At 37.5% G+C, this 17749-nt stretch carries 21 protein-coding genes; 12 read left to right on the top strand and 9 right to left on the bottom strand.

The window, feature by feature from the left end; all coding sequences use genetic code 11:
• Window positions 1-37 precede the first annotated feature (37 nt).
• Together F4694_RS10990 and F4694_RS10985 are read right to left on the bottom strand one after the other, a co-directional pair.
• The gene (locus F4694_RS10990) at window positions 38-907 is read right to left on the bottom strand and encodes an SDR family oxidoreductase (RefSeq protein ID WP_179597751.1); all 870 of its coding nucleotides are present in this window, start codon (window positions 905-907) and stop codon (window positions 38-40) included.
• Window positions 908-1017: 110 nt separating this feature from the next.
• Window positions 1018-1509, bottom strand: a complete 492-nt coding sequence (locus tag F4694_RS10985; RefSeq protein ID WP_179597749.1) for a YajQ family cyclic di-GMP-binding protein — start codon at window positions 1507-1509, stop codon at window positions 1018-1020.
• 144 nt (window positions 1510-1653) lie between these two features.
• On the opposite strand from F4694_RS10985, the gene F4694_RS10980 reads away from it, so the two are divergent.
• The gene (locus F4694_RS10980) at window positions 1654-2517 is read left to right on the top strand and encodes a CvfB family protein (RefSeq protein WP_179597747.1); all 864 of its coding nucleotides are present in this window, start codon (window positions 1654-1656) and stop codon (window positions 2515-2517) included.
• Window positions 2518-2586: 69 nt separating this feature from the next.
• Window positions 2587-2718, top strand: a complete 132-nt coding sequence (locus F4694_RS10975; protein WP_081810752.1) for a DUF3941 domain-containing protein — start codon at window positions 2587-2589, stop codon at window positions 2716-2718.
• A gap of 33 nt (window positions 2719-2751) precedes the next feature.
• On the opposite strand, the gene F4694_RS10970 is transcribed toward F4694_RS10975, so the two are convergent.
• Complete coding sequence (locus F4694_RS10970; protein ID WP_179597745.1) at window positions 2752-3612, bottom strand: DegV family protein; 861 nt, start codon at window positions 3610-3612, stop codon at window positions 2752-2754.
• Between the two features lie 113 nt (window positions 3613-3725).
• Here F4694_RS10970 and F4694_RS10965 point away from each other — a divergent pair, with 113 nt between their 5' ends.
• Window positions 3726-4568, top strand: a complete 843-nt coding sequence (locus F4694_RS10965) for a YitT family protein (RefSeq protein WP_374757422.1) — start codon at window positions 3726-3728, stop codon at window positions 4566-4568.
• Between the two features lie 13 nt (window positions 4569-4581).
• Window positions 4582-5034: a BsuPI-related putative proteinase inhibitor gene (locus tag F4694_RS10960; RefSeq protein ID WP_179597741.1), complete on the top strand. Its 453-nt coding sequence runs from the start codon at window positions 4582-4584 to the stop codon at window positions 5032-5034.
• A 42-nt stretch (window positions 5035-5076) separates the two neighbouring features.
• On the opposite strand, the gene F4694_RS10955 is transcribed toward F4694_RS10960, so the two are convergent.
• The 3 genes from F4694_RS10955 to F4694_RS10945 all read right to left on the bottom strand — a co-directional run bounded on the left by F4694_RS10955 (window position 5077) and on the right by F4694_RS10945 (window position 6341).
• On the bottom strand, window positions 5077-5262 hold the full coding sequence (locus F4694_RS10955) for a DUF3813 domain-containing protein (protein ID WP_179597739.1): 186 nt from the start codon (window positions 5260-5262) through the stop codon (window positions 5077-5079).
• Window positions 5263-5264: 2 nt separating this feature from the next.
• Window positions 5265-5417: a hypothetical protein gene (locus F4694_RS10950; RefSeq protein ID WP_179597737.1), complete on the bottom strand. Its 153-nt coding sequence runs from the start codon at window positions 5415-5417 to the stop codon at window positions 5265-5267.
• Between the two features lie 108 nt (window positions 5418-5525).
• Entirely contained in the window at window positions 5526-6341 is an 816-nt protein-coding gene (locus tag F4694_RS10945; RefSeq protein ID WP_179597735.1) for a Cof-type HAD-IIB family hydrolase, read from the bottom strand.
• Between the two features lie 217 nt (window positions 6342-6558).
• Between F4694_RS10945 and F4694_RS10940 the strand changes: the two genes are divergently transcribed.
• The 3 genes from F4694_RS10940 (at window position 6559) to F4694_RS10930 (ending at window position 8953) form a co-directional block, all read left to right on the top strand.
• A complete protein-coding gene (locus tag F4694_RS10940) occupies window positions 6559-7332 on the top strand; it encodes a prolyl oligopeptidase family serine peptidase (protein ID WP_179597733.1) in 774 nt (257 codons plus the stop codon).
• An 18-nt stretch (window positions 7333-7350) separates the two neighbouring features.
• The gene (locus F4694_RS10935) at window positions 7351-7659 is read left to right on the top strand and encodes a metal-sulfur cluster assembly factor (RefSeq protein ID WP_179597731.1); all 309 of its coding nucleotides are present in this window, start codon (window positions 7351-7353) and stop codon (window positions 7657-7659) included.
• Window positions 7660-7828: 169 nt separating this feature from the next.
• Window positions 7829-8953 (top strand): TIGR04053 family radical SAM/SPASM domain-containing protein, encoded by a 1125-nt coding sequence (locus tag F4694_RS10930; RefSeq protein WP_179597729.1) that lies wholly within the window; start codon window positions 7829-7831, stop codon window positions 8951-8953.
• 39 nt (window positions 8954-8992) lie between these two features.
• Here the strand turns inward: F4694_RS10930 and F4694_RS10925 are convergent, their stop codons facing one another.
• On the bottom strand, window positions 8993-9691 hold the full coding sequence (locus F4694_RS10925) for a Crp/Fnr family transcriptional regulator (RefSeq protein WP_179598136.1): 699 nt from the start codon (window positions 9689-9691) through the stop codon (window positions 8993-8995).
• Window positions 9692-9936: 245 nt separating this feature from the next.
• On the opposite strand from F4694_RS10925, the gene moaA reads away from it, so the two are divergent.
• Window positions 9937-10953: a GTP 3',8-cyclase MoaA gene (moaA, locus tag F4694_RS10920; RefSeq protein ID WP_179597727.1), complete on the top strand. Its 1017-nt coding sequence runs from the start codon at window positions 9937-9939 to the stop codon at window positions 10951-10953.
• 77 nt (window positions 10954-11030) lie between these two features.
• Here the strand turns inward: moaA and ric are convergent, their stop codons facing one another.
• Entirely contained in the window at window positions 11031-11729 is a 699-nt protein-coding gene (gene ric / locus F4694_RS10915) for an iron-sulfur cluster repair di-iron protein (RefSeq protein WP_218895605.1), read from the bottom strand.
• Between the two features lie 215 nt (window positions 11730-11944).
• Here ric and F4694_RS10910 point away from each other — a divergent pair, with 215 nt between their 5' ends.
• Together F4694_RS10910 and mobB are read left to right on the top strand one after the other, a co-directional pair.
• Complete coding sequence (locus tag F4694_RS10910; RefSeq protein ID WP_179597725.1) at window positions 11945-13210, top strand: molybdopterin molybdotransferase MoeA; 1266 nt, start codon at window positions 11945-11947, stop codon at window positions 13208-13210.
• A complete protein-coding gene (gene mobB / locus F4694_RS10905) occupies window positions 13198-13746 on the top strand; it encodes a molybdopterin-guanine dinucleotide biosynthesis protein B (RefSeq protein ID WP_179597723.1) in 549 nt (182 codons plus the stop codon). Before F4694_RS10910 ends, mobB begins: the two co-directional genes overlap by 13 nt.
• A 133-nt stretch (window positions 13747-13879) precedes the next feature.
• Here the strand turns inward: mobB and F4694_RS10900 are convergent, their stop codons facing one another.
• Window positions 13880-14572 carry a Crp/Fnr family transcriptional regulator gene (locus F4694_RS10900; RefSeq protein ID WP_179597721.1) on the bottom strand — a complete coding sequence of 231 codons (693 nt, stop codon included), beginning with the start codon at window positions 14570-14572 and terminating at the stop codon, window positions 13880-13882.
• A gap of 260 nt (window positions 14573-14832) precedes the next feature.
• Between F4694_RS10900 and F4694_RS10895 the strand changes: the two genes are divergently transcribed.
• Both F4694_RS10895 and clpB read left to right on the top strand, forming a co-directional pair.
• On the top strand, window positions 14833-15012 hold the full coding sequence (locus tag F4694_RS10895; RefSeq protein ID WP_179597720.1) for a YjzC family protein: 180 nt from the start codon (window positions 14833-14835) through the stop codon (window positions 15010-15012).
• 105 nt (window positions 15013-15117) lie between these two features.
• Window positions 15118-17712 (top strand): ATP-dependent chaperone ClpB, encoded by a 2595-nt coding sequence (gene clpB / locus F4694_RS10890; protein ID WP_179597719.1) that lies wholly within the window; start codon window positions 15118-15120, stop codon window positions 17710-17712.
• Window positions 17713-17749 lie beyond the last annotated feature (37 nt).

Genomic DNA, 17749 nt, shown 5'->3' with positions numbered 1-17749 from the left:
CGATACTCCATTCGAGTATCGCACTTTCCTTTATGCTCTATCCATTAACGATTTCTCCACCGTTGACATGGAGGATTTGTCCGCTTACATAAGATGAATCATTAGAAGCGAGGTATACGTAGCTTGGTCCAAGTTCAAATGGCTGACCCGCTCTACCCAGTGGTGTATTTGAACCAAAGTTTGCGACTTGATCTTCATTAAACGTTGAGGGAATCAGCGGTGTCCAAATGGGACCTGGTGCGACGCCATTTACCCTTATCCCTTGTGGGGCAAGCGATTTTGCCAGAGAACGTGTAAAGGTCACGATGGCACCTTTTGTTGCAGAGTAATCTAATAATTGCTCATTGCCGGCATACGCAGTGACAGATGCTGTATTGATAATAGTACCACCTTGTTTTAGGTGTGGCAGAACCGCTTTAGACATATAAAAATAGGAGAAGATATTCGTCCGAAACGTTTTTTCAAGCTGCGCGGAGGTAATATCTAACAGACTTTTCTGCGGGTGTTGCTCTGCGGCATTGTTGACCAAAATATCAATTTTTCCAAATTGGTCCATCACTTTCCTAACGGTTTCCTGGCAAAATTCCTCATTGCCTGCGTCACCGGAAAAAAGCAGACATCTGCGTCCTTCTGCTTCAACGAGTCCTTTTGTTTCTTCTGCATCCTGATGCTCATCCAAATAGACAATCGCGACATCAGCACCCTCTTTGGCAAAATAAATGGCAACAGATTTACCAATGCCGCTATCCCCGCCAGTAATAATTGCTGATTTTCCTGTTAATTTACCAGCACTTTTATAGTTTTGCTCAATTGAAACCGGACGTGGATTCATTTCACTCTCAATACCTGGCTGGCGATTTTGATGCTGTGGTGGAAAAGTCTTTTTTTGTTGTTGGTTATTGGACATTCATTTTACCTCCAAGTTTATTTACCATGTTAGTTTGAGGAAAATGAACGAAAATATTAGAAAATAAAAAAGGTGAAAGGAAATTTTTCCTTTCACCTTAAAATACATGATTAACGATAGTTAATAAATTGAACATCGACACTAAGATCGGCTTCGCGAACCAGTGAAATAATCTTTTGTAAATCATCACGGTTTTTACCGCTAACCCTGACCTGATCGTCTTGAATCTGGCTTTTTACCTTTAGACCGCTATTTTTAATAATCGTGTTAATTTTCTTAGCATTTTCTTTATCAATGCCTTGAACAAGCTTTGCTCGTTGGCGAACAGTCCCGCCAGAGGCCTTTTCCATTTTTCCGTAATCGAGATTCTTAACAGGAACACCTCTTTTGATTAATCTGCCAAGCAAGACATCTTTTAATTGGTCCATCTTAAATTCATCATCAGAAACTAGAACAAGCTCTTCTTTATCCAGAGTAACCTCACTTTTGCTGCCCTTAAAATCATAACGGGTTTTAATTTCCTTCATCGTTGCCGTAATCGCATTTGTGACTTCAGTAAATTCTACTTTGGATACAATATCAAAAGATTCATCTTTGGCCATATTAATAATACCTCCAGTATAGTTTTAATAAAGGTATTTAGTATTCAACCTACTGCTAAAGTTTCCCTTTATGGGTACATTATAGTAAAATATAGCAGTTCAAACAACCCTATGTAAACGATAGGAAAGAAAAGGTGAGTTAACATGTCTCTACAAGAACTAATAGGTCAAACCGTTACTTTAACGGTAGCTCGAAAAGCAGAATTTGGGTATTTTTTAACTGATGGAAATGAAGATGTTTTGTTGCATATAAATGAGGCGGACCGAGAATATGAAGAAGATGAATCCGTCGAGGTGTTTCTTTATGTTGATTCCGAAGGCAGAACATCTGCTTCTACAACCATACCTGAGGTGGCAATTGGCAAATATGCGTGGCTTAAAGTAGTAGATTCCAACCCAAATGTTGGGGTATTTTTAGATATTGGGATTAAGAAGGATTTATTATTAGGGATTGATGATCTTCCTGTACATAAGTCCGTTTGGCCAAAGGAAGGTGATATGGTTTATGTTACCTTAAGGGTAAATAACAATTACCTTTTATATGCAAAGCTTGCGACTGACCCGGTCATGGAATCGATTTCAACCAAAGCCACTAGGAAGGATTTTAATAAGAATATCCAGGGACATATCTATCGAACAGCGAAGGTAGGCAGCTGGATCTATACGATTGAGGGCTTTAAAGGATTCATACACGAGAGCCAAAGACAAATAGAGCCTCGTTTGGGACAAAAGGTAGAAGGGCGAATTATTGACGTCAAGGAAGATGGGACAGTAAATGTTTCTTTGCTAGCGAGAAAACAGGAATCACAGGATGTTGAAGCTGAACGAATTTTTGAGTATTTAATGAGTAGAAACGGAGCAATGCCTTTTAATGACAAAAGCATGCCAGAGGATATACAAGAACGCTTCCAGTTAAGTAAGGGTGCTTTTAAGCGGGCACTTGGAAAACTTATGAAAGAAGGCAGGGTTTATCAAGAAGGCAGCTGGACATATCTAAAGAAAGATTAACTTTTTTCTACATACTCTTTTTTTAAATGACAACACTATTGTTGTAAGCATTTTGAAGGGGGTATGATGATGCCGCATACATCAGATAATGATAAAAAAGCACAAGATAACAATGCACTTCGACATGAGAAAAATATGATGAGAGAAAAAAATCGTCAAGCTGGTAAGAACCAATACTCGAAAAAAACAGATCATAAATAAAAATAAGCGGGGAATTTCTCCCGCTTATTTTTCTTATGATGGCAATTTGTTTAAAAAGAAAATCGAAATGGTACCTGGACCTGTATGCGCACCAACTGCAGAACCGATAGAACTGATATATACCTCTTTTGGATTCAGTTCCCCTTCAATCAACGCTTTTACTTCCAAGGCGGTTTCTATTGTATCCGCGTGGCTTATTCCAACGATTTGATCCTTAAAGTTGTCACCGCGTTCATTCATGATTTCAATGATCCGACGATAAACTTTCTTTTTTCCTCGAATTTTTTCAATTGGGACAAGTTTCCCTTCCTCTACATTCAAAATAGGCTTTATGTTTAGCAATCCACCCAAAAAAGCTGAAGCTTTTGATACACGACCGCCTTTGGCTAAATAATCTAAATCCTCTACTGTAAACAAATGCTCCATATGCTGACTTCGGAATAACACATCTTTAAGTATTTCTTCCTTTGACACGTTTTCTGCAGCAAGCCTTGCTGCTTCTTTAACCACAAGGCCAAATCCAAGTGAGGCACACTTCGTATCCACAATACTTAAATTAAAGTTTGGATATTTTTCCTTTACTTGGTCAAGAATCATAACAGATGTCTGATATGTACCAGATAATGCTGAAGAAAAAGCAATATATATTCCATCTTCATTATTTTCAGCCATTTTAGTAAAGACTTCCTCAAATAATAAAGGAGAAACTTGAGAGGTTTTAGGAACATCGCCGCCGCGTATGGCGTCATAAACAGTTTTAGGATCTATTGTCTTAACATCCTCATATTCTTGCCCATTAACCTGTACCTTTAGTGGGAATAATGTGACGTTTTGTTCAGCGTAAAAATCTTTTGGTAAATCGCATGCGCTGTCTGCTAGTATTTTTACCGGCATAAAGCTCACCTGCTTTCAAGCTAATATAGTTAGTTTCAGTTTATCGGTTTCGTTTCAAAAATACAATTATCAGCGTAGAGATTATACCTTGAAAATTGAAGGAGATGGTGCATTTGTTATGGCAGCAAACAAAAAAAATAATCATTGTTACTGTAGGTGCATTTCTAAATGCCTTGGCAATTAATTTATTTTTAATTCCAGCAAATGTTTATTCTAGCGGTTTTACTGGAGTGGCACAATTATTATCAAAAGTATTAAGTGAACAAACGCCATTAAATATATCAATGGGATTCTTATTGCTGTTGTTAAATATTCCCGTAGCAATCCTAGGATGGTTGAAGGTGGGAAGGTCATTCACCATTTACAGTTTTTTAAGTGTGGCTTTATCCTCACTTTTTTTAGAATTGATTCCAATTACACAAGTGTCTAAAGATATTCTCCTTAATTCGGTATTTGGGGGTGTAATTTTAGCTGTAGGTGTCGGGCTTACTCTAAAATGGGGGGCTTCGACAGGCGGAGTGGATATTATTGCGATGGTTTTATCTAGGATGAAAGATAAACCGATTGGCAGCTATATGTTTGTTATGAATGCAGTTATCATCATTACCGCTGGCTTTTTGTATGGATGGGAAAAAGCCCTTTATACCATTGTATCTTTGTACGCTTCGACAAGAGTGGTCGACGCCATTCATACAAGGCATGCAAAGCTAACTGCGATGATTATTACTAAAAAAGCTGATGAACTTAAGAAAGCAATTCATTCACAATTAGTTAGAGGAATTACAATGATTCCTGCAAAAGGTGCTTTCTCAAATGAATCTAGAGACATGCTGATGATTGTTATTACCCGTTATGAATTATATGATTTGGAACGAATCCTTGCAGAGGTTGATCCTAATGCTTTTACAAACATCATCCAAACAACTGGAATTTATGGATTTTTTAGGCGAGAATAGGAGGGTGTGAAGGGTGAGAATTGTTTTAAGTGTGATTTTGTTTCTTTTTTCCTTTAGTTTTAGAGGAGAGGCAAGTTTTGGTGAGCAATTTCAGTTTTCAGTAAGTCCTGTTGTCGGAAATGAGAAAGTGGAATTTGAGCTGCTTATCATAAATAATGAGGTATCCCCTATGCATTTTGAGTTTCCTAGCTCACAATATTATGAAATTACTGTAACAGACGAAACTGGGCAGGAAGTATATCGATATTCAAAAGGACGCTTCTTCTTACAGGCATTGCAAACCATTCGGATTGACCCTCATCAAACCTTCCGAAAAGTGGAGAATTGGGATTACAAATTAAATGGGAAAAGAGTTCCAGCAGGGCAATATACGGTTACTGCCACTCTTTTACCAAGAAAATTAAATGATAAACCGTTAAGCAACCAACAAACCATAGTCAGCAAAAAGAAATTTACTCTTCCGTAATAGAAAAGCTGGCACGTGTCTGTAACGTGCCAGCTTTTCACATTATTTTAGTTGATCAAGCTCATTTTGCATTTCTTGGAGCTGACTTTGTTCTGCGAAGGTTGAATTAGCGTATGCTGAACTTAATGCATTCTTTGCCTTCGAAATCACAGAATCGCGATCAGCAGGGCCGGCAGACTTCGCCATCTCAACAAATCTTCTTGCTTCTTGGAACAACTGGTTTCCCATCGTTATATTCCTCCAAGCGAGGATTCACGCACATTGGACATTTTCTGGGCTTCCGCTTCAGCGTAGGTCATGTGGTAAGGAATACGTTCATCGTGCTTACTAACAGTATCCACTCCTTGCTGGACAAAGCGTTTTGATTTGTTTCGTTTACCCATTGCAATCCCTCCAATTTGGTGAGCTTGGTGTAAGCAGGTAAACTGCCTCACAAAAATAGTATGCTCAAATCAGAGTATTTCATTTAGGTAAACAATGGTGACCCACTATTAGTATTTTAAGTTTAACAAATCTGACAAATATATCCCGATTCCGTCTTCCTCATTGGTCAAGGTTACTTCGTTTGCGATGGTTTTGACTTTATCAATTGCATTTCCCATCGCAATCCCGCGGCCAGCATATTCCAGCATTTCTAAATCATTATCTTCGTCACCGAAAGCAATAATTCTTTCAGCGGGAATGTTGAAGTATTCAGAGGCCTTTTTTAAACCAACAGCTTTGCTGATACCGGTCTTAATAATTTCAATGACATGCCAAGGCGCTGCCCAGCTGCGATGGTCAATCACTTCCGCATGAACGTCAGACAAATGTTTACGTATATTCTTTAATTCTTCTTCCTCTGTATGAATTAACAAACTAGTAGGTGAATCATTTAAGTAATTTCGTAAATCCCCCGTAGTTACGTTTGGATTGCCCATGCTGAAAATATCTAACAGCTTTTCATCATGATAGTGGAAATAAACATCATCAATCACTTCGGCTATAATATTGTAAAAATGAAACGATCGGCATGCTTCCACAATCTCTTTTGCGACTTTTACGTCGAGAGGGGCATGAAAATGTCCCCAGCTGGCATCGAGCGGGTGATGCATGAAGGCGCCATTAAAGTTAACAATAGGTGTGTCTAACCCAAGCTCGTGATAATAGGGTTCACTTGAACGATACGGTCTGCCAGTCGCAATCATGACCACATGTCCTTCTTCTCTCGCTTTACTTAAAACCTTTTTTGTTTTTTCAGAAATGGTTTTATCATCTTTTAATAAAGTTCCATCTAAGTCCAGTGCAATTAAATGTTTTTCTGCCATATTGACTCCTTTTTTAATTGTTTTCTAAACCATAAGTCTAAGCTTTAGATAAATGGTTAACGAAATGATACACTACAACTATGGATTTTCTTTTCTGGTGGAAAGTCATACCATTATAACTACTATGTTAACAATTTTATACCGTACCTGTAAAAAAATTCACTTCATAAGTATTTGCTTTCAGATATAATTATTTTACCCAGGAGGATTTACCTACGTGATCATCGTTGAAAAAAGATTTCTGAATAATAATCCCTTCCTACATATAGTAAAGAAAAGTGGACAACAAGAGAGACTTCCGTTTATTATTTTTACGCATGGTTTTACTAGTGCTAAGGAAAATAATCTTCATTATGCTTATTTATTTGCAGAAAAGGGCTTTCGAGTCATCCTTCCTGAGGCCATTTACCATGGTGAAAGGGAACAAGGTTTAACCGAAAGAGATCTATACGGGCATTTTTGGGAAATTGTCATTACGACAATCCATGAATTAAACAGTTATAAGGAATACTATGTAGAAGAAGGATTAGCAGATCCTGAAAAAATTGGACTTGCTGGGACCTCTATGGGTGGTATTGTGACCTTGGGCGCCTTGACCAAATATAAATGGGTCAAAGCTGCAGTCAGCTTGATGGGGATGCCAGCATATGAAGAATATCTATATTGGCAATTAGCACAAATGAAAAATCTTGGTGTCAGCCTATCTGTTACTGATGAGCAAATTCAAGAGCAATTATCAGTTTTACGACAATATGATTTAAGTCTGCAGCCAAATAAGCTTGAAAATAGACCATTGTTATTATGGCATGGAAAAAAGGATCCTATTGTTCCTTTTGAGTTAACATATCGTTTTTATCAATCTGTAAAGGGAAACTATCATACAAATCCTGACAATATTCACTTCATTACAGATGAACATGCTGACCATAAGGTGAGCAGAGAAGGATTAAAAGCAATGGTTGAATGGTTTGAGAAACATTTACTACATTAAGTATTAGGAGTGATATAAATGAATGAAGAGTTAAAAGAAAATATTATGGGTGCATTAGAGCTTGTTATAGACCCTGAGTTAGGTGTAGATATTGTTAATTTAGGTTTAGTTTATGATACGGAAATGGATGATGAAGGTAATGTAACGATCACGATGACATTAACTTCCATGGGCTGCCCGCTTGCTGGAACGATTGTTGACCAGGTCAAGAGAGCATTGGCAGATATCCCTGAAATAAAAGAGGTCGAGGTTAATATCGTGTTCAACCCGCCATGGAACAAGGAAATGATGTCACGATATGCAAAAATCGCATTAGGAATTCGATAAAGATTAAAAAAACAGCAGAGATCATCTGCTGTTTTTTTACTTCACAATGTGGACAAATATTTTTGGACGGAATGTGAGGTAGTTCACTTATCCATAGTGGAATCCCCTATATAATACAGGTAATAAGGCTGTTTGGTTTTTGAAATGGCCGTTTTAGGAGGCGTTTCATATGGCTTTTGGCCGAGATTTTAATAAAGATCCATTTATTGTTATATGGGAACTCACACGCGCGTGTCAGCTGGCTTGTTTACATTGTCGTGCTGAAGCTCAATTAAGAAGAGACCCACGTGAACTAACCTTTGAAGAAGGTAAAAACCTAATCGATCAAATATACGAAATGAATAATCCAATGCTGGTCTTTACGGGCGGTGACCCATTAATGAGACAAGATGTTTTTGATATTGCAAAATATGCAGTAGAAAAAGGTGTTAGAGTTTCCATGACTCCAAGTGCGACACCTAATGTTACAAAAGAGGCAATTGAAAAGGCGAAGGAAGTTGGTCTTTCTCGATGGGCATTTAGTATTGATGGACCAACGGCTGAGGTTCATGACCATTTCCGTGGAACAGCGGGATCCTTTGACCTTACTATGGAAAGAATTAAATACTTACATGAACTCGAAATTCCAATTCAAATTAATACCGTAATATCAAGATATAACATTGAGTACCTGGATGAAATGGCAAAAATGGTTGAGGATTTAGGCTGTGTCCTATGGAGTGTCTTTTTCCTTGTCCCAACTGGCAGAGGTCAAGAATCAGATATGATTTCACCTGTAGAGCACGAAAAAGTATTCAGATGGCTATATGACCTTAGTAAACGTGTTTCTTTTGATATAAAGACAACTGCAGCACAGCATTATCGCCGCGTTGTTATTCAGCAAAAGATGCGTGAGGCAAAAGATCAAACAGATGAAATAAATTATTTAAGTGCCCTAACAGAACAAGGCTTAACAGGCTCGATTGACGGACTTGGAAGAGCACCAAAAGGTGTTAATGATGGAAATGGCTTTGTCTTTATCTCACATATTGGAGATGTGTATCCAAGCGGATTATTACCAGTTAAAGCAGGAAATGTCCGTGATACACCGGTAGCTGAAATTTATCGAGAATCACCAATATTCCAATCACTAAGAAATCCAGATCTTTATAAAGGGAAATGCGGGGTATGTGAATTCCGTCATGTATGCGGCGGCTCAAGATCTAGAGCCTATGCGATGACTGGGGATTATTTGGAAAGTGAACCGTTCTGTGTATATATTCCGAAGGCAATGCGTGAAAAACAAGTACAATAAAAAAACGGAAGCAATCGGATTTGATTGCTTCCATTATCACTATTCAATATTACAATATACGGCCGGGCAATTTTCACAGCCTATTTCATCTTTTAGGTATTGCAAATCTAGAATGGAGATTTTCCCTTTTTTAATATGGATGATCTTATCTTTCTTCAATTCACTTAGGATACGGTTCGTGCTTTCTCTCGAAGTTCCGCAAAAGTTTGCTAGTTCCTGATTGGTTAATGGTAAATCGATTAATATTTCATTTTCTTTATGAATACCATAGCTATTAGACATGCGAATGAGAGTGGAAAAAAGTGCTCCTCTCTTCCCATTTAAGACAAGATCACGAAATTTCGTCTGCGTTTTACGGAAATGGTCACTCATCCATTTCATAAACTCGAAAGCAAGCTTGCTATTTTGAAAAATTTCACTTTCGATCACATCTTTTTTAATGGCAACGATTTCTCCTTCCTCCAATACTTTAGCACTTAATAAATATCTCGGATTGTCGGTAAACAGGGTTAATTCTCCACAAATATCATTTTCTCCACATATTCGTAAGGAAAGTTCACGTCCATCAGAAGTAATTTTACTGATTTGTACTCTACCTGAAACAATAATATATAGTTCTTCTGCAATCATTCCTTCTTGAAATAAATAGGTGCCTCTTTCGCTTCTAATTTTTCGATCAGCAAATTTAAGTAGTTCTTTTATTTCTAATGAATGAGTTGGTTTCACTTTCGTTAACATGTATTTCACCTCAAAGTCATTTTTAGACTCATCTTCTAATCTCGTTAGTCTTATTTTAACTGACAATTTCCCCTTCGCGAGGAGTAAACCATGACAATATAGTGAAAACTCTTCTAATTTCACGAAACAGATTAAAAAATCGTAAAAGAAATGTTATGATAGTGAATAAAGTAACAGTATTTTTTATTAATAGTTGGTACACTTGCATTATATTATTTGCTTTTAAAATAATGGAGTTGATATAAATGGAAAAGACCATTATTAAAGATAAATTCGATCGCCCATTACGTGATTTAAGAATCTCCGTAATCGATCGTTGTAATTTCCGTTGTCAATATTGCATGCCTGCAGACCAATTTGGTGATGATTTTGAATTTCTGCCGAAAAGTGCGCTGCTGACATATGAGGAAATTGAAAGAGTAGCAAAAGCTTTTGTAAGTGTGGGTGTAGAGAAAATTCGTTTAACTGGCGGGGAGCCGCTGCTACGAAGAGACCTACCCATTTTGGTGAAAAAGCTATCGGAAATTGATGGCTTAAAAGATATCGCTCTAACCACAAACGGAGTCATTCTTCCTAAACTAGCAGATAAATTAAAAGAGGCTGGACTAAAAAGAGTGAACATAAGCCTCGATACTTTAGACGATGAGCTGTTCGGGACCATAAACGGACGAGGAGTCGGCACCAAGCCGGTGTTAGATGGGATTGAAGCGGCCAAGAAAGCCGGTCTTAGAGTCAAAATTAATATGGTTGTTAAAAAAGGTCTCAATGATTCAGAAATCATCCCAATGGCAGATTTTTGTTTAAAAAATGGACTAGAGCTCCGTTTTATTGAGTATATGGATGTAGGTTCATCTAATGGCTGGAAAATGGATGATGTGATTACCAAAAAACAAATTTATAATATGCTTAAAGAGCACTATCAATTAGAGTCTCTTGATCCAGCTTATTTTGGAGAAGTAGCAAAATTATATAATTATACCAACACTGACGTAAATGTTGGCTTTATTTCTTCTGTTTCAGAATCTTTCTGCAGCAGCTGCACGCGCTCGCGACTTTCTGCTAATGGTCAAATTTTCACTTGCTTGTTTAATGGAAATGGTCATGATATCCGTAACTTTATGAGGAACGGCGCAACAGATAAAGAGCTGCGAAACCGAATAACAGATATCTGGAATGGAAGAAATGACAGATATTCAGATGAAAGAACAGAAGAGACAGCAAGGACTCGCAAGAAAATTGAAATGTCCTATATTGGCGGTTAGACCTCTCTTACAATAAGAGGGGTTTTTTTAATAGGAAAAAAGGCTGTGAAATATACAGCCTCTTCAACATATCCCTATTAAAAATATCTAGGGAATAAGATATTATTTTCTAAATGTACATGCATAAAAGTTAATCCTTCAAGATCTTCTAGACGCTTATATACTAAACGGTAGGTTCCACAAGCGTCTAAAGGCAGGGTGTAATCAGAAGTGACGGACCGAATTTGTCTTAAGATTTCACCTGCATGATCATGTTCTTTTTCTAGCTCAACAATCATGTTAATCGCTTCTTCACGATTTTCGACCGTTCCATCAGCAAGTTGTTTAATTAATGGAAAGACAACTGCTTCTTCTTTAGCCATATGCTCCAATAGTTCTTTCTTGAATTCATAATATAATTCATGAACCTTTAAAAGCTCTGGATGACTGTCGCCGTGTACACGTGAAACCTTGGTAACATATGGGCTAAGCAGTGATAATTCTTCTTCAGAAGTACGGTGATAATGGTTGATAACATGATCAATAATCGTAGTTGAATCTGATTTAGTCCAAACTTCTAAATCCGTTTCAGCTGCACTATATTTTTCAAATACTACTCTAAGTTCCTCCATTATTGCTTCTTCATTTATTCCATTTGCGGCAATGGCTTCGGATAGTGAAATATTGCCTCCGCAGCAAAAGTCAATTCTAAATTTCTTGAACACATCACTCGTTTTTGGCAGTTCATTTACAATATCTCTAACTAATGTATTTGTAGAAAAAGGGAAAGTAATCATAATTTCCTCCTAATGTTTTGTTATTATCTAGCTTAAGAATAAGGCATTCCCCGAAAAAAGTGGGTGACCTGAATCACACAATGGCTATGATTTAATAATTTTTTTATCTTATGTTGTGATGTTTGCTATATTTGTGACTATTCGTTAGGCTTATAATGTATATGAATAAACGATTTGTATTTAAACTGATATGTTTTCTGCAGGAGTTGATGGAGTTGTTAGAGAGAAGAAAACCGATCCCGATTGGGGATGCAGTCAAAAAAATAATGGAATACCAGTTAGATGGAAAAACCGAATATGTATCAATCGATGAAAGTTATGGCCGATTTTTATCAGAAGACTTAGTTGCTACGAGTGATGTCCCACATTTTGATCGAGCACCTTATGATGGATTCGCTGTCCGGTCTATAGATACTAAGGAAGCTTCCTTAAATAACCCAGTAGAATTTAAAGTGGTCGATCATCTTGGCGCGGGACTGACATCTTCAAAGATTATTAAAGACTACGAAGCAGTTCGTATTATGACAGGTGCCATGATGCCTGAGGGAACAGACGCAGTGGTTATGTTTGAAGTGGCAAAAGCGTATGAGAAAAATGGGACGCCTTATATGTCAATAAAAAGAAGCTTTAAAAAGGGTGACAATGTTTCCTATCGAGGGGAAGACGCCAAGAAGGGTGAAGTCCTAGTGAAAAAGGGAACATTGATCAATCCAGGGATACAAGCGATGCTGGCTACTTTTGGCTACAACTCGGTTCCTGTTGCTAAAAAACCAATTATTGGGTTGTTTGCCACTGGAACAGAATTGCTGGAAGTGGATGAAGAATTAGTCCCTGGTAAAATTAGAAATAGTAATTCACATATGATTGCGGCACAAATACAGAGAACAGGAGCCATTGTACAATATTATGGTAAGCTTCCTGATGTTTTTGAAACATGTTTTACTGCAGTCAAAACGGCTTTAGAAAAAGTGGATATACTCATTACAACAGGCGGCGTTTCGGTGGGTGATTTCGATTATTTGCCTGCTATATATGAAAAGTTAGGGGCAGAGGTTTTATTTAATAAAGTTGCCATGCGACCAGGAAGTGTTACGACAATAGCTCAGCTCCAAGGAAAATTGTTATTTGGGTTATCGGGTAATCCATCAGCATGCTATGTTGGGTTTGAGTTGTTTGCTAGGTCGATTATTCGCAAAATGTTGTTTTCCACAACTCCACACCTACGAAAGGAAAAAGCTATCCTTGAGGTTGATTTTCCAAAAGCTAACCCTTTTACAAGATTTGTCCGCAGCGCTTTTTCGATAAAAGAAGGGAAATTAAGTGTAACACCCAGCGGTTTAGACAAATCAAATATTATTATGAGTCTTTCTGGAGCTAATTCCTTGATGATTCTTCCAGGAGGCACAAGGAGCTTTAAAGCAGGTGATGAGGTTGAAATTTTATTGCTTGAAGATCAAGAAGGAAGTGTATGGCCTTGGTAAAGCCAATCATTTATCAAATCGTAGGTTACCAAAATAGCGGTAAAACCACTATCATTTTGAAAATGATTGAAATCTTAAAAAAGGAAGGTATTAAGAGCGCTACCATCAAGCATCATGGACACGGAGGCCGACCAGAGGTTCTCTCCGAAAAGGATTCAGCTAAGCACATAAAAGCAGGAGCAGTTGCTTCATTAGTTGAAGGAGAGGGCAGGTTATGCCTGCAAGCTGATGGAACTGTTTTACCACTTGAAGAACAAATTAGATTTGTGGATTATTTTCAGCCGGATATTATCTTAATTGAGGGTCATAAAATGAAATCTTATCCCAAATTACTCATTCTCAGAGATGAAAACGATCTTTCTCTCATTTCAGATGTATGTAACATTAAGACCGTGATTGTTTGGCGTAAAGATTTGATAAATTCAATTAGCGAAAAGTTGGGGGTCACAGTGTTTCATATAATGGACGAAATGGCCCTGATGAAGATATCAAAAGATTTGATAAAACTTGTTCATAATATCGATGAAAAAAATTAATAAATTTGTCAAAAACGTTACTTTTATCACAGGCGACAATACATATTTGCGCTAAAATACAAATTGGGGACTATATGTTTGTTAATATAGGATAGTGGTATTAAAAAAATCGGTCAAAAGTGACCGATTTTTTTTAGTCTATTTTACAGATTTCTGGAGAACAGTCCTCACAATCAATCTCATTTTTTAAATAATCAAGGTCATGAATCGTAATAGAGCCTTTATCAATGGAAATTATACCTGATTTTCTCAAATCGCTTAGCAATCGGTTAACCACCTCACGTGATGTGCCGCAAAAATTAGCTAGTTCTTGATTTGTTAACGGTAATTCAATAAGAATGCCTTGGTTTGTATTTATACCGTAACTGTTAGTAATTCGAATGAGGGTAGAATATAATGCCCCTTTTTTACCATGAAGAACCAAGTCCCGAAATCTGGTTTGGGTTTTCCGATACTGCTGGCTCATCCATTTCATGAATTCAAGTGACAGGTCATGGTTCTTTGCAAGCTTCTCCTCTAGGACATCCTTCATAATTACTGCTACGTCGCCGCTTTCAGCCACGCGAGCACTTAATAAATATTTAGGTGCAGGAGAAAAAAGATCAAGTTCCCCAATAAAGTCTCCTTTTGAACACATTCTTAGTGTTAGTTCCCGACCATCTGGAATAATTTTGCTAATTTGAATGATTCCACTTTGGACAATATATAATTCATTCGCGGAAGAACCTTCCTGAAACAGAAAAGTGCCTTTTTCAATTTTCTTCATATGGTGAACCGTATCAAACAGTTGTGTTAACTTTACAGGTATTTCTTTTATTGACTGCATAAGAATAACCACCTTAAAGGGGCGAAATAAATCGCTAATTTGCTTTCCTAAATAAATGACAGTCAAGGTTTCATTTACTAGATAATACTATAATTATATTGTTAACAACGCTTATATATCAATAATTGTGGCATAAATTCATACAATCGTCAAAAATATATTCTCATGAAAGGTTGTTGTTATTTCATAATAATTCCTTTAATGCCCCTAGATTAAATGGTGATAATAAGATTGTACAGGAAAAGGAGGGACAGAAGAATATGGGCCAAAGTCGTCATTTTAAGTCTGGACAAAAAGCACCAAATAATGGTGTATATGTAGAAATCGGTGATACAGAGTCAAATGTCAATAATCCAAAGAAGATAAAGCTTAAAGCAGGAGACAGGTTTCCTGAAACGTCAAATGATGAACGCGTTTGGACATACCAGCATAAACCTTAATTTTCGAAAAAGTCATCCCCGAGGATGGCTTTTATTTTATATTTCATTACATATTCGTATATAATAAAATCAAATAGGTCAAAAATGGTCAAAGGTGTGATGGAGATGGATTTAAATCGAATGACAGAGCGATTGCAAAAGGGTATCTTAGATGCTCAATCTTTAGCAGTAAGAGGTAATCATCAAGAGGTAGATGAGCCCCATTTATTCTTAACATTACTTCGTCAAGAGGATAGTTTATTAAAAGCTATATTGGAGAAAGCAGATATCCGAACGGAAAGCATTGAAAGAGCATTGCTGACTATCCTTAATAAAAAACCGCAAGTTACTGGAAGCGGTGCAGAGCATGGGAAGTTATATATTACTACCAAGCTCCAACAACTTTTTGTTAGTGCTGAGGATTTTGCTTCCAAATTTTCAGATGACTTTGTATCAATTGAACATATTTTATTAGCTGCTTGCTATGCAAAAGATTCCGAAATGCAGAAAATTGTAAAAGCAAATGGTAAAACTCCAGAGAATATTTTGGCCGCAATTAAGGAAATAAGGGGGAACCAAAGAGTGACATCACAAAATCCGGAAGCCGTTTATGATGCCCTTAATAAATATGGAAGAGACCTTGTAGCCGAAGTGAAAGCAGGTAAACTAGACCCTGTCATTGGAAGGGACGCAGAGATCCGTCATGTCATAAGAATTCTTTCTAGAAAGACTAAAAATAATCCCGTATTAATTGGTAAACCTGGTGTTGGAAAAACTGCAATAGTGGAAGGTCTGGCGCAGCGGATTGTTAGGAAGGATGTTCCAGAGGGGTTAAAAGATAAAACGATTTTCTCGTTAGATATGAGTGCATTGATTGCAGGGGCGAAGTTCAGAGGTGAATTCGAAGAAAGATTAAAAGCAGTATTGAATGAAGTGAAAAAAAGTGAAGGACGGATTCTGTTATTTATAGATGAGCTTCACACCATTGTTGGGGCAGGAAAAACCGATGGAGCTATGGATGCAGGGAATATGTTAAAACCGATGCTTGCTCGAGGAGAGCTTCATTGTATTGGTGCCACCACCCTTGATGAACATCGTAAATATATTGAAAAAGATCCTGCACTCGAGCGCAGATTTCAGCAGGTACTTGTTCAAGAGCCTAATGTCGAAGACACCATTTCCATTTTGCGTGGTTTAAAAGAAAGATTTGAGGTACACCATGGGGTGAAGATTCATGATCATGCTCTTGTGGCTGCAGCAACTTTATCAGACCGGTATATTACCGATCGCTTCCTGCCAGACAAAGCAATTGATTTAATGGATGAAGCATGTGCCCTGATTAGAACTGAAATTGATTCAATGCCAACAGAACTTGATGAGGTAACCCGACGAGTTATGCAATTGGAAATAGAAGAAGCGTCCTTAAGAAAGGAACAAGATGAGGCGAGTAAAAAAAGGCTTGAATCCTTGTTAAAGGAGCTCGCTGAATTAAAAGATCAAGCAAACAGCATGAAAGCCCAGTGGCTTCATGAAAAACAAGGAATACAAAAAGTGCAGGAGAAAAGAGAACAGCTTGAGAAACTACGCAGAGAATTACAGCAGGCCGAGGATAAATATGATTTAAACAGAGCTGCAGAGCTGCGTCATGGTCTGATTCCATTGGCCGAAAAAGAATTGAAAGAACTTGAATCGACCACAGCAAAAAATGAACGTTTACTTCGTGAGGAAGTTACTGGTGAAGAGATATCTAATATTGTCTCAAGGTGGACCGGAATTCCACTATCTAAGCTGGTTGAAGGTGAAAGAGAGAAACTCCTAAGATTAGAATCACTATTGCATGAACGAGTAATCGGACAAAATGAAGCCGTACAATTAGTTTCCGATGCGGTATTACGGGCACGTGCCGGAATCAAGGATCCAAACAGACCTATAGGATCATTCCTATTTTTAGGACCAACCGGTGTAGGTAAGACTGAACTTGCTAAAGCACTTGCAGAGGCATTGTTTGATAGTGAAGAGCAAATGATTCGAATCGATATGTCGGAATATATGGAGAAACATGCTGTTTCACGGTTAATTGGTGCACCTCCAGGGTATGTGGGCTATGAAGAAGGCGGGCAGCTAACAGAAGCAGTGAGAAGAAGACCGTATTCTGTTATCTTGATGGATGAAATTGAAAAAGCCCATCCAGAGGTTTTTAATATTCTCCTGCAGGCACTTGATGACGGCAGGATTACCGATTCACAAGGACGAATAGTGGACTTTAAAAATACAGTCATTATTATGACCTCCAATATTGGTTCTCATTTCTTATTGGAACGAAATGAAAATGAAATTGAAATTTCTGAAACAACAAGGGAAAAGGTTCTAGGACAACTAAAGAGTCATTACCGACCTGAATTTTTAAATCGAATCGATGAAACCATCTTGTTTAAACCTTTATCGTTAACAGAAATAAAAGAGATTGTTGTAAAAATGATGAAAGAACTTCAAAGCAGGCTGAAGGAACAGGATATTGAAGTAATCATTACGGACAGTGCGAAAGAGTTCATTGCAGTGAATGGCTTCGACCCTATTTATGGTGCAAGACCATTAAAACGATTTATTCAACGGAATATCGAGACAAAACTCGCTAGGGCCATTATTGCTGGTAATATTCATGACCACTCCGTCATCAGTGTTACATTAGAAAATGAAGAATTAACCATTTCTATTAGGTAACGAAACCAAAAAGGTCATCCAGTATAACGGATGACCT

The sequence above is a fragment of the Neobacillus driksii genome (genome assembly GCF_013409995.1).
In the GTDB taxonomy this organism is placed as follows: Bacteria; Bacillota; Bacilli; order Bacillales; family Cytobacillaceae; genus Neobacillus; species Neobacillus driksii.
The sequence above is the reverse complement of the archived record's forward strand: the minus strand, read 5'-3'. Positions and strand labels throughout refer to the sequence as shown.

Bases quoted from the DNA above. Each gene is read 5' to 3' on its own strand.
- F4694_RS10990 (WP_179597751.1), bottom strand. From the start codon at position 907: ATGTCCAATAACCAACAACAAAAAAAGACTTTTCCACCACAGCATCAA.
- F4694_RS10985 (WP_179597749.1), bottom strand. From the start codon at position 1,509: ATGGCCAAAGATGAATCTTTTGATATTGTATCCAAAGTAGAATTTACT.
- F4694_RS10980 (WP_179597747.1), top strand. From the start codon at position 1,654: ATGTCTCTACAAGAACTAATAGGTCAAACCGTTACTTTAACGGTAGCT.
- F4694_RS10975 (WP_081810752.1), top strand. From the start codon at position 2,587: ATGCCGCATACATCAGATAATGATAAAAAAGCACAAGATAACAATGCA.
- F4694_RS10970 (WP_179597745.1), bottom strand. From the start codon at position 3,612: ATGCCGGTAAAAATACTAGCAGACAGCGCATGCGATTTACCAAAAGAT.
- F4694_RS10955 (WP_179597739.1), bottom strand. From the start codon at position 5,262: ATGGGAAACCAGTTGTTCCAAGAAGCAAGAAGATTTGTTGAGATGGCG.
- F4694_RS10950 (WP_179597737.1), bottom strand. From the start codon at position 5,417: ATGGGTAAACGAAACAAATCAAAACGCTTTGTCCAGCAAGGAGTGGAT.
- F4694_RS10945 (WP_179597735.1), bottom strand. From the start codon at position 6,341: ATGGCAGAAAAACATTTAATTGCACTGGACTTAGATGGAACTTTATTA.
- F4694_RS10935 (WP_179597731.1), top strand. From the start codon at position 7,351: ATGAATGAAGAGTTAAAAGAAAATATTATGGGTGCATTAGAGCTTGTT.
- F4694_RS10930 (WP_179597729.1), top strand. From the start codon at position 7,829: ATGGCTTTTGGCCGAGATTTTAATAAAGATCCATTTATTGTTATATGG.
- F4694_RS10925 (WP_179598136.1), bottom strand. From the start codon at position 9,691: ATGTTAACGAAAGTGAAACCAACTCATTCATTAGAAATAAAAGAACTA.
- moaA (WP_179597727.1), top strand. From the start codon at position 9,937: ATGGAAAAGACCATTATTAAAGATAAATTCGATCGCCCATTACGTGAT.
- ric (WP_218895605.1), bottom strand. From the start codon at position 11,729: ATGATTACTTTCCCTTTTTCTACAAATACATTAGTTAGAGATATTGTA.
- mobB (WP_179597723.1), top strand. From the start codon at position 13,198: ATGGCCTTGGTAAAGCCAATCATTTATCAAATCGTAGGTTACCAAAAT.
- F4694_RS10900 (WP_179597721.1), bottom strand. From the start codon at position 14,572: ATGCAGTCAATAAAAGAAATACCTGTAAAGTTAACACAACTGTTTGAT.
- F4694_RS10895 (WP_179597720.1), top strand. From the start codon at position 14,833: ATGGGCCAAAGTCGTCATTTTAAGTCTGGACAAAAAGCACCAAATAAT.
- clpB (WP_179597719.1), top strand. From the start codon at position 15,118: ATGGATTTAAATCGAATGACAGAGCGATTGCAAAAGGGTATCTTAGAT.